This is a genomic window from Mesorhizobium australicum WSM2073, assembly GCF_000230995.2.
Classification (GTDB): domain Bacteria; phylum Pseudomonadota; class Alphaproteobacteria; order Rhizobiales; family Rhizobiaceae; genus Mesorhizobium; species Mesorhizobium australicum.
Genome location: NC_019973.1, coordinates 5,292,434 through 5,307,741, shown reverse-complemented (window position 1 = coordinate 5,307,741; position 15,308 = coordinate 5,292,434). Strand labels below are relative to the sequence as shown.

The following is a 15,308-nucleotide window of genomic DNA, read 5'->3' as shown; positions in this document are numbered from 1 at the left end:
TGACATTAGTCACGGCTCTCGACAAAAGTCAAATTTGGAATAGACGGGAAGAGATCTCCTGCCGGCGCGGCACAATCGAAATCCCCATTCTAGCAAGTCGGTGCAGGATAGCATTCTCAGCCCTTCAGGGGGATAGCGTGACGACGAGCGTAAGGTTAGAAAGCTCGAAAAGACTTTGGGGAGAATGGGATGGCCAATCCCTACGAACAGGATCTCGACAGGAACGCGGCCAATCACCAGCCGCTGACGCCGCTCACCTATCTGGAGCGCGCTGCAAGAACCTATCCCGACCATGTCGCCGTCATCCATGGCAGCCAGCGCATCAGCTACCGCGATTTCTGGCGCCGTTCGTTGAAGCTCGCCTCGGCCCTGCACAAGCATGGCATCGGCAAGGGCGACACGGTGACGGTCATGCTGTCGAACACGCCGCCGATGCTGGAAGCGCATTTCGGCGTGCCGATGACCAAGGCGGTGCTGCACTCGCTCAACACGCGTCTCGACGCCGCCGTCATTGCCTTCCAACTCGACCATGCCGAGACCAAGGTGCTGATCGTCGATCGCGAGTTTTCCGGCGTGGTGCGGGAAGCGCTCGGTCTGGCCGTGGTCAAACCGCTGGTCATCGACTACGACGATCCCGAATACGCCACCGACGCGCCCTATCCGAAAGGCGAGAGGGTCGGCACGGTGGACTATGAGGCCTTTGTCGCCAATGGCGACGAGGCGTTCGCCTGGTCGATGCCGGACGACGAATGGGACGCCATCTCGCTCAATTATACTTCGGGCACGACAGGCAATCCCAAGGGCGTCGTCTACCATCACCGAGGTGCTGCGCTGATGGCCTACACCAACACCATCCATGCCGGCATGGCCAAGCACGCGGTCTATCTCTGGACCTTGCCGATGTTCCACTGCAATGGCTGGTGTTTTCCCTGGACGCTCGCCGTCCAGGCCGGCACGCATGTCTGCCTGCGCTGGGTGCGACCGAAGCCCATCTATGACGCTATCGCCGATTATGGCGTCACCCATCTGTGCGGGGCGCCGGTGGTCATGTCGGTGCTGATCAACGCCAAGGACGAGGACAAGCGCGCATTTGCGCAAACCGTCACCTTCAACACGGCGGCCGCCCCGCCGCCCGAAGCCGTGCTGTCGGGCATGGCCGATGCCGGCTTTGCCGTCACCCATCTCTACGGCCTGACAGAGACCTATGGGCCCGCTGTCGTCAACGAATGGCATAATGGCTGGGACGCACTCGACAAAGGGGCGAGGGCGGGCAAGAAGGCACGGCAGGGCGTGCGCTATGCCGCACTCGAAGGCCTGACGGTAATGGACCCCGAGACCATGGCCGAGACGCCCGCCGACGGCGAGACCATCGGCGAGGTGATGTTTCGTGGCAACATCGTCATGAAGGGCTACCTGAAGAACCGCAGGGCGACTGACGAGGCTTTCGGCGGCGGCTGGTTCCACTCTGGCGATCTCGGCGTCATGCACCCGGATGGCTATATCCAGCTCAAGGACCGCTCCAAGGACATCATCATCTCCGGTGGCGAGAACATTTCCTCGATCGAGGTCGAGGAAGCGCTCTACAAGCATCCCGCCGTCGCCTCCTGCGGCGTCGTGGCGCGCCATGACGACAAATGGGGCGAGGTGCCTGTCGCCTATGTGGAACTGAAGCCGGGCAAGGAGGCGAGCGAGGCCGAGATCATCGAGCACTGCCGGACGCTGCTCGCCCGCTTCAAAGTGCCGAAAGCGGTGATCTTTGCCGAGATACCGAAGACCTCGACCGGCAAGATCCAGAAGTTCCGGCTGCGGGAAATGGCCAAGGTCGCCTGAAGCCCCCGGGGATTTTCGAGAGAATATTTTCAATGGTCCGCATCCTGAGGGCGCCTTGTGACGTCTACTGGATGTCACCAATTGTCACCTATCGTACGCGTACACCGAATCCGCGTTGACACCTCGCTCATTTAGATTTACGAGTGATGAAAATCGAAATTCGTCACTCGTTATTTGACAGAGAGCTATGTCCGAAGCCGCCAACATCGTCGCCGACGTCGCCCGACAGGAAAATGTAACGCGCATACTCGATTGCGCCGAGCGCCTGTTCCGGCACTATGGCTACGGCAAGACCAATGTCGCCGACATCGCCCGCGAACTCGGCATGTCACCGGCCAACATCTATCGTTTCTTTGCCTCCAAGGTCGAGATCCACCAGGCCGTATGTGGCCGGATGCTCGGCGCCAGCTACAAGATGGCTTACGAGATCATGCACCTGCCGATCAGCGCCGAGGAGCGGCTGCGTCGTTATGTGCATGCACAATACAAGCTGACGATGGAGGTCATGCTCGACGACCAGAAGGTCCACGAGATGGTCATCGTCGCGCTCGAGCGGGACTGGGGCGTCATCGACAAGCATGTCGACAGCATTCACGATCTTTTCGCCGAGGTGATCGGCGAGGGCATCGAGGCCGGCGAGTTCAGGAAGCAGGACCCGGTGACCGCATCGCGCTGCTTCGGTGCCGCCACCGTCATCCTGTGCCATCCGCAGATGGTGGCGCAGTGCCTCGCCAAGACCAATCGGGCAATGCCCGACGACCTCATCGATTACGCCATCAGAGCCTTGAAATAGCCGTCGCCAGCCGGTGCCGGTGTCGACAGTCCGTCTTCCAGTCGGGAGTACCGAAATGTTTTTGCCCAGTTCCATCCTTCGCAAGCTGCCAGCTGCCGGCCTGATCGTCGCATCGCTTGGGCTTGCCGGCTGCTCGCAGGAAAAAGCCGAGGTGAAGGACATCATCCGTCCGGTGAAGGTCGTCGAGATCGCCCAGGCGCATGACACCCGTACGCTGTCCTATTCCGGATCGGTGCGCGCCCGCACCGAGAGCACGCTGGGTTTCCGGGTCAATGGCAAGATCACCGAGCGTCTCGTCGACATCGGCCAGCACGTGGCGCCTGGCGACGTGCTCGCCCGCATCGATCCCTCCGACTATGACCTGTCGGTCAAGAGCGCGCAGGCGGCACTCGATGCCTCTGAACGGCAGGTCGAGACGGTCGAACTCGCCCGTAAGCGCGCCGAACAGCTTTTCGCCAAGAACTTCGCGCCGAAATCGCAGCTCGAACAGGCGACACTGACCTATGACCAGGCAATCGCCACGCGCGACTCCGCCCGCTCTACGCTTGCCCAGGCCAGGAACCAGGTCGGCTATACCGACCTCAAGGCCGACAGGGATGGCATCGTCACGGCGGTAAACGCCGATGTCGGCCAGGTGGTCGGCTCGGGCACGCCCGTGGTCACCGTCGCGGTCGACGGTGAAAAGGAAGTGCTGATCGCGGTTCCGGAAATGGAGATCGCCGAGTTCAAGCCGGGCAAGAACGTCAAGGCGGGCTTCTGGTCGGACGATGGGCTGAAGCTTGACGGCAAGGTCCGTGAGGTCGCCGGCAGCGCCGATCCGCAGTCGCGCACCTTTGCCGTCCGCGTCAGCCTGCCCAACGACCCGCGCGTGCTGCTCGGCATGACCGCCAATATCGAGGCGTCGGCGGCCAACGAAAAGCAGCTCGTGTCCATCCCGCTCAGTGCACTCGCCGAGAAAGACAGCCAGTCGATCGTCTGGACGGTCGATCGTGGCGCCGACACCGTGCATGCCCGTTCGGTCAAGGTCGCCGAGTTCGCCCCCGACGGCGTGCGTGTCGCGGAGGGATTGAAACCGGGCGACGTCGTGGTCGCCGCCGGTACGCAGTTCATGACCGAGAACCTGAAGGTGAAACTCCCCGGCGGCACCGCACAGCAGTCCGCCTCGGCCGAGGGCGACGAAGCCAGCCAGTTGCGCTGACGACAGACAGGTCGGCCGCGCGTTCCCGCGGCCGCAGGTTTCCGGGCGGCGTGCCCGAAGGTCGAGACGTCAAGGCCGATGTACCCCCGCATCGACCCTCGCGTCCCACCGCGATGAGTGTCTCTCCGCTTGAAGAGCAACGCCGCCCGGAAGCCAGTATCGAACGCAGATGATTTCGTTCCGCGCGCGCTTCCTCGAAGCCCCTTTTTCGAAGCACCAAGCGCCGGCAACCAAGCAAAGTGGACCACTTCCGATGACGACCCCCACTGAAGAAAAGCGTCCCTTCAACCTGTCCCGTTGGGCCATCGGCCATCCCTCCATTGCGCGCTTCCTGTTCGGGCTGATCATCATAGCCGGCGCGCTCGGCTTGATGCGCATGGGCCAGAAGGAGGATCCCGACTTCACCTTCCGCGTCATGGTCGTGCAGGCGATCTGGCCGGGCTCCTCAATCCAGGAGATGGAGGACCAGGTCGTCAACAAGATCGAGCGCAAATTGCAGGAGACGCCGCATCTCGATTTCGTGCGTTCCTTCACCCGCGCCGGCAGCGCCATCATTACCGTCCAGATCAAGGGCGACACCAACGCCGCCGAAGTGACGGATGCTTTCTATCAGGTGCGCAAGAAAGTCGGCGATATCCAGGGCGACCTGCCGCAAGGCCTGCTCGGCCCGTATTTCAACGACGAGTTCGGCGACACGTTTATCACCCTGCATTCGATCAGCGGCGACGGCTTCTCCTTTCCCGAATTGAAGAAGTTCGCCATCCAGGCGCGCGATATGCTTTTGACGACGCCCGGCGTCGAAAAGGCCGTCATCATCGGCGACCAGCCGGAAAAGCTCTATGTCGATGTCTCGTCCAAGGCGCTGGCCGAACGCGGCCTGACGCTGACCGACCTGCAGAACGCGATCAAGGGCCAGAACAACGTCGACCCCGCGGGTTCCGTCGACACCGGCGTCAATTCGGTGCGCATCTCGGTCGAAGGCGACGTCGCCAAGGCGGCCGACATCCGCGAACTGCGCCTGCGCGCCGGCGGCCAGGTTACCCGGCTGGGCGACGTCGCCACCGTCACTTCGGGCCTGGAGGACCCCTTCCAGCGCAAATACCGCTTCAATGGCCACGACAGCGTGCAGCTTGGCGTGGTCATGGCCAAGGGTTTTAAAGTCACCGATGTCGGCAAGGATGTCGAGGCGACCTACAAGCGCTTCGAGGAGGCGCTGCCCTATGGCGTTTCGGTCGACCAGATTTCCGACCAGCCGGGCGTCGTCACGGATGCCGTCAGCGAATTCATGCATGCGCTTGGCGAAGCGCTGCTGATCGTGCTCGTCGTCTCGTTCCTGTCGATCGGCTGGCGCTCGGGGCTGGTCATCGCCATCGCCATACCGCTGGTGCTCGCCGCCACCTTCGCCATCATGTACGAGATCGGCATCGACCTGCAGCGCATTTCGCTGGGCGCGCTGATCATCGCGCTCGGCCTGCTTGTCGATGATGCCATGATCGTCGTCGAGATGATGGAGCGCAAGCTCGAAGAGGGGCTGGTCAAGATCGAGGCGGCGAGCTTCGCCTATTCCTCGACCGCCTTCCCGATGTTGACCGGCACACTGATCACCACCGCCGGCTTCATACCGGTCGGGTTCGCTGCTTCGACGGCTGGCGAATATGTGCGCACCTTGTTCTATGTCGTGGGCATCGCGCTGATCGTGTCATGGTTCGTGGCGGTCTATTTCACGCCCTGGCTCGGCTATATGATCCTCAAGCAGCGCAAGCATGCCGGCAGCCATCACGACGCCTTCGACACAGGCTTCTACCGTCGGCTGCGTGCCACGGTGGGCTGGGCCGTGCGCCATCGCATCATCGTTTTGGTGATGACGCTGGCGACTTTCGGCACTAGCCTTTGGGCGTTCCAGTTCATCCCGCAGAATTTCTTCCCGCAATCGTCACGGCCCGAAATTCTTGTCGACCTCTGGCTGCCGGAAGGCACCAGCATCAAGGAGGTCGAGGCGCAGGCCAAGGCCCTGGAAGCCAAGATGATGGACGACAAGGACAAGCGTTTCATCGCCACTTATATCGGCGAGGGCGCCCCGCGCTTCTTCCTGCCGCTCGACCAGCAACTGCGCAACCCGAACTTCGCCCAGATGCTGGTCATGGCCAATGACGAGCCGGCGCGCGAGCGGCTGATCGTCAAGCTGCGCACGGTTCTGGCTCAGGACTTCCCGTCGATCCGTGCCAAGGTCGACCGCCTGTTCCTCGGACCGCCGACCGGGTGGCCCGTGCAGATGCGCGTCATGGGTCCGGACCGCCAGGAGGTGCGCCGCATCGCCGACCAGGTGAAGGCGAAGTTCCGGCAGGATCCCCTGCTCGGCGCCGTCCATGACGACTGGCTGGAGCCCGTTCCGGCGATGAAGCTGGTTGTCGATCAGGATCGTGCCCGTGCGCTCGGCGTCACCTCGCAGCGCATCCGCCAGATGCTGCAGGCGACGATGTCCGGCGCGCCGCTTGACGATTTCCGCGACGGCGAGGAGACGGTGTCGATCGTCGCCCGCGAGCCGGATGCCAGCCGCAGCCTGCTGTCGTCGGTCGACTCGGTCTATATCCCGACCGATTTCGGCGGCTTCGTGCCGCTGTCGCAGGTGGCCAAGGTGGTGCCTGTGCTGGAGCAAGGCATCGAATGGCGGCGCGACCGCCTGCCGACGATCAGCTTGCGCGCCACATTGCCAGACGGCGTGCAGTCCAACGACGTCGTCACCAAGATGTACAAGGACATGCAGGGCCTGCGTGACGGCTTGGCGCCCGGTTACAAGATCGAGATCCAGGGCGGTGCGGAGGATTCAGCCGAAAGCCAGGCTTCGATCGCCGCCAAGGCGCCGATCATGCTGGCCATCATCGTCGTGCTCCTGATGATCCAGCTGCAGAACTTCGGCAAGGCGATGCTGGTGCTGGCCACCGGCCCGCTCGGCATCATCGGCGCGGCCGCGGCTCTGCTGATCAGCGGTGCACCGTTCGGCTTCGTCGCCATCCTCGGTGTCATCGCCCTGCTCGGCATCATCATGCGCAACTCGATCATCCTGGTCGACCAGATCGACCAGGACATTGCCAAGGGCATGGACCGTTCCGAAGCGATCGTCGGCTCGGCCGTGCGCCGCTTCAGGCCGATCGTGCTGACGGCGATGACGGCGGTGCTGGCACTGATCCCGATCTCGCGCGGCGTGTTCTGGGGACCGCTCGCCTATGCCATGATGGGCGGCATTCTGGTCGCCACCGTGCTCACCATCCTGGTGCTGCCGGCGGGCTATGCGCTCTTCTTCGGCCGCGAGCCGAAGAAGGCGAAGACCGACCAGCAGGCGCCGGAGCCAGGGGAGATCGAAGGCATCGAACGGCCGCAACTGCCGTTGGCGGCGGAATAAAAAACCGGCCGGTCGATTTGCGACCGGCCGGTTTTCCTTGATGCAATGATTTAGGCCGCAGTCAGACCATCAGATGACGAACACCCAATTCGCGATGAGCATGACCGCCACGCCGGCGACCAGTGTCAGATAGGGCAGCATGCCCGCCTTCTTGACCGAAAGGTCGGCTCCCGCCATGCCGAGATCGGCCAGCATGTGGTCGGGGAATTTGCCCTTGTCCTGGATGTAGTGGCGGAAGCAGAACACCGGGATAATCAGCGCCGCCGTGATCAGTCCGGCCCACAGCGCCATCGGGTTCCACACCTTGGCGCCTGCGCCCATGAAGATCGCGTTGACGTAGGCGAAGATCGCCCCGATCCCCAAGAGCCAGCTCGGTGCTTTCCACGGCCGTGCGATATGGCCGTTGTCGATGCGGTGGATCCAGCCGGCATTGAGGTTGAGGAAATTGAAGATGATGTAGCCGCAGTTCGACACGGCGAGGATGAAGAAGAAGCTCGTCGCGTCGGCCGAGGCGATCGCCAGCACGACCAGATTGAAGCAGAGATCGGTCCACATGGCCCGCGTCGGCGCGCCGTGCTCGTTGACGTGGCTGAGATAACGGGGCAGCCAGCCGTCGACCGAGCCCTGGTAGAGCGTGCGCGACGAGCCGGCCATCGCCGTCATGATGCACAGCACCAGCGCCAGGATCATCAGCATCACCAGCAGACTGTGGATAAGCCTGCCGCCGCCGACCATGCCGGCCAGCGCATCGGCCACGCCGGAGCCGTCGACGATCGGTGTTGCCAGCATGCCGTTCAAGCCCAGCACGCCCTGGAAGGTGAAGGGCACCAGGATGAACAAAAGCATGCAGAGCAGGCCGGAATAGAAGATGGCCTTGAACGTATCGGTACCCGGGTTCTTGAACTCCGACGTGTAGCAGACGGCGGTTTCGAACCCGTAGGTCGACCATGCGGCGATGAACATGCCGCCGAGCGCCAATGTCCAGCCGGCGATGTTCCAGGAGCCGGGCTCAGGTGCATAGGCGGCGGCGAGCGGCACCAGCGGCGAAAAGTTCGACCAGTCGATCTGGCCGGTGAAGATCGGCACCACGCCGACGATCAGCATCGGGATAATGACCAGCAGTCCGATATATTTCTGCACGCTGGCAGTGCCCAGGATGCCGCGATGCTGGATCGAGAAGATGATCAGCATCAGCACGGCGCCGATGAAGAAGGTGGCATTGAGCGTGAAGGACACCGGGCCTAGCGTGTGGCTCCACAGAGTCCAGTTGCGGATCGCCGGCGTCGCGGCGGCGGTCACCGCGGTGATGGCGTCGGCAGGTGCCGTTCCGGCGTGCGCGGCGATGTAGGCGACGACATCGGGCGAGGCCTCGGTGAACAGCGGCACCGGCGCCAGTGCATTGAGGATATAGGCGGCGGCGATCGAGCAGCCGAGCGACAGCACCGGCGACCAGGCGAACCAGTTGCACCACACCGACAGCGGCGCGATGAACTTGGAGTAGCGCAGCCAGGCCGTGGCGCCGTAGATCGAGGCACCGCCGGACTTGTTCGGGAACAGGCCGGCGATCTCGGCATAGGTGAAGGATTGCAGAAAGCCCATGATCATGGAGACCGTCCAGATCAGGAACGCCAGCTTTCCCGTCGTGCCGGCAATGCCGCCGATCGAGAACAGGACCAGCGCCGGAACGCCACTCGCCACCCAGAAGGCGCCGCGCCAGTCGATATGCCTGAGCAGCTTGCTTTCGGCAGGCTGGTCCAGGACCGTACTTATTGTGCTCATGTGGATGAGTTCCCCTTTTTCGATGTTCCCCGCCAGTGATGCCTCGGCTACGCGAAACTTACTCCCCGGCAAATGATCGTTCCGGCCGCAGTGTTTCCACTCAGTCGTATTTTTTTCTTAGGAGTGAAGATTGATCCGGCGCGCCGTCACGTCAAGCGATTTGTGAAACCATGCACATCATGCTTGCGCGCGAACATCAAAGCGGCCGGCGGGTGCTTTGCGGGCCCAAAAAGGCAGGTCAGGAACGTGGTTTGGTCTTTTGCGGATCGTAGTGGGCAAAGGCCACGACCCGAGCCGGCAGCCGCTTGGCATGGCCGTCGAGCTTGCCGATCTCGACCTCCGTGCCGATAGCGGCATGAGTGACGTCGAGCCGCGCCAGCGCGATGTTCTTGCTCAGCACCGGCGAGCGCATGCCCGACGTGACGACGCCGATCTGGGCGCGGCCGACATGGACGCAGTCGCCATGGCCGACGGCGACATTGCTGTCGATGTCGAGGCCGACCAGCTTTGTCTGCGGATGATCCTTGCGCCGGATCAGCGCCTCGCGGCCGATGAAATCGTCGGTCTTGCTCTTCAGCGGCACGGTGAAGCCGATGCCGGCCTCGAACGGATCGGTCTGGTCGGAAAATTCGTAACCGGCGAAGATCAGTCCGGCCTCGATGCGCACCATGTCGAGCGCCTGCAGGCCCATCGGCTTCAGCCCATGCGGCTGGCCAGCCTCCCAGATTGCGTCGAAGACCTTTTGCGCGTCGCGCGGATGGCACCAGATCTCGTAGCCGAGCTCGCCGGTATAGCCGGTGCGTGAAACGACGACGGGGATGCCGTTGCCGCCGCCGATCCTGGCGACGGCGAAGCGGAACCATTCGAGTTCCTCCATCGACGGCTGCAGCAGCGAGGTCCAGATCACCTCCTTCAGGATGGCGCGGCTCTTTGGCCCTTGCACGGCGATGTTGTGCATCTGGTCGGTGGACGAGCGCACCAGCACGTTGAGGCCGAGTTTTGTCGCCGTCTCGCGCAGCCATTCGCCGGACAGATCGTCGCCGCCAACCCAGCGGAAATTGTCCTTGCCGAGCCGCAGAAGCGTGCCGTCGTCGATCATGCCGCCATGCTCGTAGCACATGGCGGAGTAGACGACCTGGCCGACGCCGAGCTTCTTGACGTCACGCGTCAGCGTATATTGCAGCAGCGCTTCGGCATCCGGGCCGGTCACTTCGAACTTGCGCAGCGGCGACAGGTCCATGATCACGGCATCCTGCCGGCAGGCCCAATATTCGGCGATGGCGCCTTCCCTGGCGAACGAATTGGCCAGCCAATAGCCCCTGTACTCGACGAAGTCGCGTGTGTGTTTGGCAAAGCTCGAATGGAAAGCTGTCTCGCGGGTCATTTTCGGTTCCGAATCAGGCGTCATGCGTCTGGCGATCGCTCGCGAGAATTTGTGCTGGCCGGAATAGGTCCGCACGTGGATGTCGGTCAGGTCCCAGCCATTGGCCGGCGTCGTGTCGTCGGGGCAGGCCGAGGAGACGCAGACGATGTCGGTCAGCGCTCTGAGCAGAACATAGTCGCCGGCCCGCGACCATGGCTCGTCCGACACCATAACGCCATGGGCGTCGATCGCCGTGTTGAAGAAGAAGTTGATCGCCATCCAGCCGGTGCGGGGATTGACGCCCTTGCCGTCCAGCGCGCGATTAAAGTTCTCCGAGCAGTTGGTGTGGCCGGGATAGCCGATGTCGTCATAATATTTCGCCGCGCAGGCGAGCGCGAAGGCATCATGCCGGCCGCATGTGTCCTGCACCACCTCAACCAGCGGTTCCATGTCCTGGTCGTAATATTTCGAATGCAGGCCGGGCATCGGATAGCTTGCGCCCATCAGCGTGCGCGTGGTCGTGACGTCGAGCGGATGGTCGAGCCCCTTGTCCAGCTTGCGGGCCGAGAAACACTGGAAGTCGGTGCACTGGCGCCCGTCGACATCGATGATCTGCAGATAGTCGCCCGCCTTGACGAAATACGATTCCGCCGTCGCCGAATGAACGCGCAAATCGAGCACCGGATCGGCCAATGGATCGGCAAGCCGGGATTTCGTTTTCAGGCGGATCGTGTTGCGCCGCACGACGACGCTGAGCGGCGTCGCTGTGTCGTGCCCGTCGACCAGCATCGGACCGCCGGGTGCGGCGATCAGCATCGCGCCGTCGCGCGCGACTGTGAATGCCTGCTCGGTACCGGCTGGTGTGGTGCCGCCAAACACGCGCACCGCCTCGGCCTGCCCAAGCTGAACCTGGCGGCGTTCGAGGCCGCGGCGCACCGCCGAAAGACTGTCGTCGCCCTCGGTGAGCAGCGCCTTGATGCCGGCGGCATTGCTGTTGGATTTTTCACCGAGAATGCCGGGATCGCTGGCGCCTGACCTGTCCCAGGCCAGCAACTCGCAGGCCTGGCCTCCCTCGACGTTGCGAACCGTGATCGTATCGCCGGCCTCGACCTCGATCAGCACCGCGCCATTCCCCTGTACGGTATAGCGCTCCATGCCGGCCGGCAGCGCGATCTGGCCAGGCCGCAGGATCAGGCTTGGCCTGGGCGGTCCGGCTGTCACGGTGGGGTAGGGCGACTGGCTCATCTCAGCCTTGCGGTTCGAGAAACAAGTTTGCCTGTGCGTGAAATTATTTTAGCGGCAAGAATAGCAGCGGAGCGGAGTTTGGCAAGGCGGGGAAGAAGCGCAGTGCTACGCCAAGTCCTCCGAATGCCCGATCTCGACACCATACTCGGCAGCCGAGTCCAGCATCGTGTGCCACAGGCTTTCGGCGAAGGTCGAAAACACCAGAACGGTGAAAACAGCCTGTCCGTCCGGCGCATCATTGCCACGCCACAGCGTGACGCTGGTGTGATCCATCGAGGTGGTTGCCGCGGCTCCGACCGGGAACGCCGCCGGATACAGATCGATCGACGACAGTTTGGCGAGCAGGGCGCGCGCCTTGTTGCCGGAAATGCTGATCAACACCCGCGCATGTGACTGGTCCGAGAGCGAAGCCGAGGTCGCGAAAACCGGGGCCAGCGACTCCACCGTGTGTCTGCCTTTCGACAGCACGAAGAACTGATCCGGTCCCGACCAGATGAGCGTGGCTTCGGCTGCTGCGGCCGTCTTCGGTGTTTCCGGCGCCGTCACGCCGAAATGCGCGTTCGCGGCGCTCGCCATCTCGGCCGTCTTGCCGCGCCGCGCCATCACCTGGACAAGGTCGAAATTGCGGATCTCGCTCAGGGTCACGCCGGCGTCGCCTCGCGCGCCGTGTGGACCGGCGACGAGTGCGCGGTGGAGAGGGCTGCGGGTTTCCCAGGAAAACTCAGCCACGCTGGCGCCCTCCATCCGGGTCATAGAAGACAGGGTTGCACAGTTCCAAATCGTAATCCTCGCCGCGTAGCGGATCGTGCGCATGCACGATCTCGCCGAACCGCTCGCGGCCGCGCTCGACAAGTGCAAGCCCGATCCATTGGTCTGATGTCGGCGAAAAGCAGACCGAGGTGACGTAGCCCTGGTCGTTGTCGGGCCCGGGTGTCTGCCCCTTCGGAATGATGTGCGCGCCGGAACGCAGGCGCCGGGCCTTGTCGGTCGGCTTGATGCCGACGACGACCTGCCGATCAGCTGCGATCAGCGCCTCGCGTCCGGCCATGACGCGGCCGATGAAATCCTTCTTGGTCGACATCATCTTGCCGAGGCCGAGATCGGCCGCGGTGGTCGTGCCGCTGAGTTCCGGACCCGCGACGTGACCCTTTTCGATGCGCATGACGCCGAGTGCCTCGGTGCCGTAAGGCGTCACGCCGAACGGCTTGCCCGCAATCATCAAATTGCGCGCCATCGCCTCGCCGTAGCGCGCCGGCACCGAAATCTCGAACGCCATTTCGCCCGAGAAGGAAATGCGGAACAACCGCGCCCTGACGCCGCCGCGCAACGCAACTTCGCGCGCGCCCATGAAGGGGAACCCTTCGTTGGAAAGGTCTTCCGAGGGATCGACGATCTCTTTCAACAGGTCGCGGGTTTTGGGTCCGGCAATGGAAAATTGCGCCCACTGGTCGGAGACCGAGGTTAACTGCACATCGAGTTCCGGAAACAGCACCTGCCGGCAGAATTCGAGATGCTGCATCACCAGCCCGGCCTTGGCCGTGGTGGTGGTGAGGAAATAGTGGTCCTCGGCCAGCCGCGACGTGGTGCCGTCATCATAGACGATGCCGTCCTCGCGCAGCATCAGCCCGTAGCGCGCTTTTCCCACCGCAAGAGTGGAGAAGGTGTTGATGTAGACGCGGTCGAGGAAGGTGCCGGCGTCCGCGCCATGCACGTCGATCTTGCCCAGCGTCGAGACATCGCAGAAGCCGACGCCTGAGCGCACCGCCTTGACCTCGCGGGTCACCGATTCCAGCCAATCCTTCTCGCCGGCGCGCGGATACCATTGCGCGCGCTTCCATAGGCCGGTGTCGACGAAGATCGCGCCCTGTTCGGCGGCCCAGTGATGCGACGGCGTCAGCCGCGTGGCGTGAAAATTCTCGTCGCGATGATGGCCGGCGAAGGCGCCGATGGCGACCGGCACATAGGGAGGCCGGTAGATTGTCGTGCCGGTCTCGGGAATGGATTTACCTGTGACCGCCGCCATGATGGCGAGGCCGGCGACGTTCGAGGTCTTGCCCTGGTCGGTCGCCATGCCGAGCGTGGTGTAGCGCTTCAGGTGCTCGACCGATTCGAACCCTTCGCGCTGCGCCAGCTCGATATCCGATGCGGTGACATCATGCTGCTGGTCGACGAAAGCCTTGCCTTTGCCGGCAACGTGCCAAAGCGGCGCCAGTGAAAAGGCTTCGTCGTCGGCCACCGGCGTGGAGCCTGAGCCATTGCCGTGTCCGGCATCACGTGCCGCGGCCGCGCCCGCCGCAAATCCTTCGCGCAAGCAGGCGCCAAGCCCGAAGGCGCCGTTGGCGGCACCAGCCGCGACCATTCCCGGAGGCGCGCCGTCGGGCACGAAGGCGGCGATATCGTCGCGCCATTTCGGCCGGCCGCGATGATAGGAGGTGAGCCCGACCGCCGGGTTCCAGCCGCCGGAAACGGCAAGCCCGTCGGCTTCCACTTCGGCACGCGCGCCGCCGGTGAGTGAGACGGAAATCTTGCGCACGCCATTCTTGCCGCCATCGATGCCGCTGACGGAGCCATGCAGAACCGCAAAGCCGCCCTTGCTGGCAAGCGAGCGGTGCTCGGAAGAGATTTCGGCGCGCGCGTCGATCACGGCGGCGACCTGCAGTCCCGCCCCGAGCGCTGCCTCGACGGTGCGCCAGCCGTCCTCGTTGTTGGTGAACAGCGCGATGCGTCTGGCCGGTGCCGCGGCATAACGTGCGATATAACTGCGCATGGCGGACGCCATCATCACGCCCGGCATGTCGTTGCCGGCAAAGACGATTGGCCGTTCGAGCGCGCCTGCCGCGACGACGCAGCGCTTGGCCACGATCCGCCATAGCCGCTGGCGCACCTGGTGCTCCGGCGGCGAGGGCAGATGGTCGCTGACACGCTCGATCGCGCCATAGGTGCCGCCATCATAGACGCCGAACAGCGTCGTGCGCGTCATGATGCGGACATCAGGCATGGCGGCAAGCTCACTGAGCGTGCGCGCGATCCATTCGTCGGCAGGCATGCCGTCGATCATGCCGCCATCGGCAAGCAGGCGCCCGCCGGGAACAAAGTCCTCTTCGCACAGGATGACGCGGGCGCCGCTGCGGCCTGCTGCGAGGGCGGCTGCGAGGCCCGTCGGGCCGGACCCGGCGATCAGCACGTCGCAATGCGCCCAGGCCTTGTCGTAATGATCCGGGTCGGCAATGCCGGCTGCACGGCCGAGACCCGCGGCGCGGCGGATCGCCGGCTCATAGATCGCTTCCCAGAACTTCGCCGGCCACATGAAGGTCTTGTAGTAGAAGCCGGCGACGAAGATCGGCGCGAACAGCTGGTTGACCGACATCACGTCGAAGGCGAGCGACGGCCAGCGGTTCTGGCTGGCGGCGTCGAGCCCTTCATAGAGCTCCGCTGTCGTCGCCTTGGTGTTCGGCTCGCGCCGTGCACCGCTGCGCAGCTCCACCAGCGCGTTAGGTTCTTCCGATCCCGCGGTCAGGATGCCGCGCGGGCGATGGTACTTGAACGAGCGGCCAACCAGCTTGACGCCGTTGGCAACCAGTGCCGAGGCAAGCGTGTCGCCTTTGAAACCGGAGAAGCTCTTGCCGTCGAACCTGAAATTCAGCGGCGCCGAACGGTCGACGAGACCGCCGGATGTGAGACGATGGGGTTGAGAGGTCAC

General features: G+C 63.6%; 8 protein-coding genes. 4 read left to right on the top strand and 4 right to left on the bottom strand.

From position 1 onward, the window contains the following. Positions 1-189 precede the first annotated feature (189 nt). The 4 genes from MESAU_RS25575 to MESAU_RS25560 all read left to right on the top strand — a co-directional run bounded on the left by MESAU_RS25575 (position 190) and on the right by MESAU_RS25560 (position 7,221). Positions 190-1,830 carry an acyl-CoA synthetase gene (locus MESAU_RS25575; protein ID WP_015318926.1) on the top strand — a complete coding sequence of 547 codons (1,641 nt, stop codon included), beginning with the start codon at positions 190-192 and terminating at the stop codon, positions 1,828-1,830. 187 nt (positions 1,831-2,017) lie between these two features. After that, a complete protein-coding gene (locus MESAU_RS25570; protein WP_015318925.1) occupies positions 2,018-2,623 on the top strand; it encodes a TetR/AcrR family transcriptional regulator in 606 nt (201 codons plus the stop codon). Between the two features lie 55 nt (positions 2,624-2,678). Next, positions 2,679-3,821: an efflux RND transporter periplasmic adaptor subunit gene (locus MESAU_RS25565; protein WP_015318924.1), complete on the top strand. Its 1,143-nt coding sequence runs from the start codon at positions 2,679-2,681 to the stop codon at positions 3,819-3,821. A 253-nt stretch (positions 3,822-4,074) separates the two neighbouring features. Then, on the top strand, positions 4,075-7,221 hold the full coding sequence (locus MESAU_RS25560) for an efflux RND transporter permease subunit (protein ID WP_015318923.1): 3,147 nt from the start codon (positions 4,075-4,077) through the stop codon (positions 7,219-7,221). A gap of 69 nt (positions 7,222-7,290) precedes the next feature. On the opposite strand, the gene MESAU_RS25555 is transcribed toward MESAU_RS25560, so the two are convergent. From MESAU_RS25555 to MESAU_RS25540, 4 genes are all read right to left on the bottom strand, one after another. After that, positions 7,291-9,000 (bottom strand): trimethylamine N-oxide permease, encoded by a 1,710-nt coding sequence (locus tag MESAU_RS25555; protein ID WP_015318922.1) that lies wholly within the window; start codon positions 8,998-9,000, stop codon positions 7,291-7,293. A 238-nt stretch (positions 9,001-9,238) separates the two neighbouring features. Further along, entirely contained in the window at positions 9,239-11,608 is a 2,370-nt protein-coding gene (locus tag MESAU_RS25550; protein WP_015318921.1) for a trimethylamine N-oxide demethylase, read from the bottom strand. Positions 11,609-11,713: 105 nt separating this feature from the next. Then, positions 11,714-12,337, bottom strand: a complete 624-nt coding sequence (locus MESAU_RS25545) for a sarcosine oxidase subunit gamma (protein WP_015318920.1) — start codon at positions 12,335-12,337, stop codon at positions 11,714-11,716. Further along, entirely contained in the window at positions 12,330-15,308 is a 2,979-nt protein-coding gene (locus MESAU_RS25540; protein ID WP_015318919.1) for a sarcosine oxidase subunit alpha, read from the bottom strand. The genes MESAU_RS25545 and MESAU_RS25540 overlap by 8 nt, the downstream gene beginning before the upstream one ends.